This is a genomic window from Synechococcus sp. B60.1 (assembly GCF_047462555.1).
Classification (GTDB): domain Bacteria; phylum Cyanobacteriota; class Cyanobacteriia; order Thermostichales; family Thermostichaceae; genus Thermostichus.
In genome coordinates, this window is sequence record NZ_JANSJN010000194.1 from 1 (window position 1) to 1,680 (window position 1,680).

Below are 1,680 nucleotides of genomic sequence, written 5' to 3' on the forward strand. Positions count from 1 at the left end.
TCTGGAGAGGCACACAGAAAGAGTTTGAGGCTCTGAAAGAGGAAGTCGAGAAGTTTCCGGCTGAAAATCTCAATGATAAAAGTGCTTTTTATCTAGTGGCTCTCGAAGCTGACGAGGAGCTTCCTGGACTTGCCAGAGACGCGAGTCCTCTTGAGCGAAGGGATGCGTTTCTGGCTCTAGCCGGTAAAGCAAAGATTGTCTGGATTTCCCCCCCATTGCATTTGAACTCCTTTGCCAACAAGGATTTCTACCTTGTGTGACCGGAGCTTTGGGAGCGTAAGTCATGCTCATTCCAACTCTCCTTTTTGCTTCTCCTTCGATTGTCAGTGGGCTTTTGGATGGATCCCTGGTTCGCTACGGTGGCGTTGTTCGAGAAGCTGCCACGGGTCGCATCGTCAAGCATTTGGCCGAAGCTCCTGGCCTGACCAGCTTGCTGATGAATGCGCCGGTATCTCCTGAATCCGTGATTAATGCCCTTGGTCACCAAGCCACTCATCGAAAGCTTGAGGTTTTGCAGCAGACTGCCACCAAGATTTTGGGGCTTTCTCAGGTAGCTGCTGGCGCTAGCGTTTTAAACCTGGGGGTTAGCGCTATTGGCTTTACCTACATGCATTTCCGCCTGAATCAGTTGCAAGACTCTATTGCCCGCCTAGAGAAGATTGTTAGGGAAGGGCTCCAAGACATTCAGCAAAAGCTAGATGCACTTTCTGGCCAACTGGCCTATTTGCAAGCTTTGGCCGTTCAGAGTAGAGCCGAAATTCTGTTGGCTATCTCCAATTTGCATCGTGCTCTTTTCATTCAAAGTCTTGCTAAGCTGCAGGCAGAGCTGGTTAGTTTGCACCGATTCCCGGAGGCTTCTCCTCGCGATGCCCTTAAGGCGCTGGCGGAAGCCCGCATCTTTTTCTCCGACCAAGCCCATCAGATCCCTGTTGAGCGCCAGGCCCACTGCCTACTGCTTGGCGATATTGCCCTCAAGGGTTGGGCAGTTTCCCTAGCGGCGGAATCCCAGCTTCTGCTTAAGCATGGGTACCTGCAAGATGCCGTCGATGCCCTCGACTTTGAGGTTCCTCGTTTCCGGGAACTAAGCGAAAGGTGGTGTGCAGCTCTCTTGCCAGCGGATCGACCTCAGCTCCGGACCGCCTATACGTACACAGCTCCCGGCTTTGCTGGCCACATCTCTAGCGAACGCATCCAGCGCATTGCTCGTCTTTCCCCACTTGATCGAGCGCTTACACCGGAGCAGCGCTTCCTTAGGGAAAAGAATCTTTCTGTCGAGTTCCAGATGACCTACTTCCAAGAGCTGGACAAGTCTTGGTACCTTTCCCAAGCGGCTTTAGCCGAATACCTAGACACCCTCAGCGAGCTCGCGGAGCGCCTTGAAAGTCTCCAGTCTTTTGCTCACCTCTCTCGGGAGCTTAACCAAGCGGATCCCTACCAATTGATCCCATCTGAACCCCAAAGTCTTTATCTACTATCTGCTGGGTAATACAGCCTGTTAAAGAATCAAGGGGTACAGTAGCAACACTTAGCAAACCAACTCCGGAAGCAGGATGGATTGATCAGGAGTAAACAAGTCTGCACTATCTGCTCCACGCTATACTTTCCAACTCTGGAAAACTGCCGAATAAAATGCTTCAACACCGACCCCATCATCTCAATAGGATTCAATTCCGGTGCATA

General features: G+C 51.5%; 2 protein-coding genes and 1 pseudogene. 2 read left to right on the plus strand and 1 reads right to left on the minus strand.

The features are described 5' to 3' along the window. Nucleotides 1–260: hypothetical protein (locus tag NW863_RS12935; protein ID WP_414366850.1), on the plus strand; the 260-nt coding region annotated here is incomplete at its 5' end. Between the two features lie 23 nt (nucleotides 261–283). Continuing rightward, a complete protein-coding gene (locus NW863_RS12940; protein ID WP_414366852.1) occupies nucleotides 284–1,486 on the plus strand; it encodes a hypothetical protein in 1,203 nt (400 codons plus the stop codon). 17 nt (nucleotides 1,487–1,503) lie between these two features. Here the strand turns inward: NW863_RS12940 and NW863_RS12945 are convergent. After that, nucleotides 1,504–1,680, minus strand: a pseudogene (locus NW863_RS12945) (IS630 family transposase); the annotation flags it as partial.

Excerpts from the sequence above, each read along its gene's own strand:
- NW863_RS12940 (WP_414366852.1), top strand. The coding sequence starts at position 284 with ATGCTCATTCCAACTCTCCTTTTTGCTTCTCCTTCGATTGTCAGTGGG.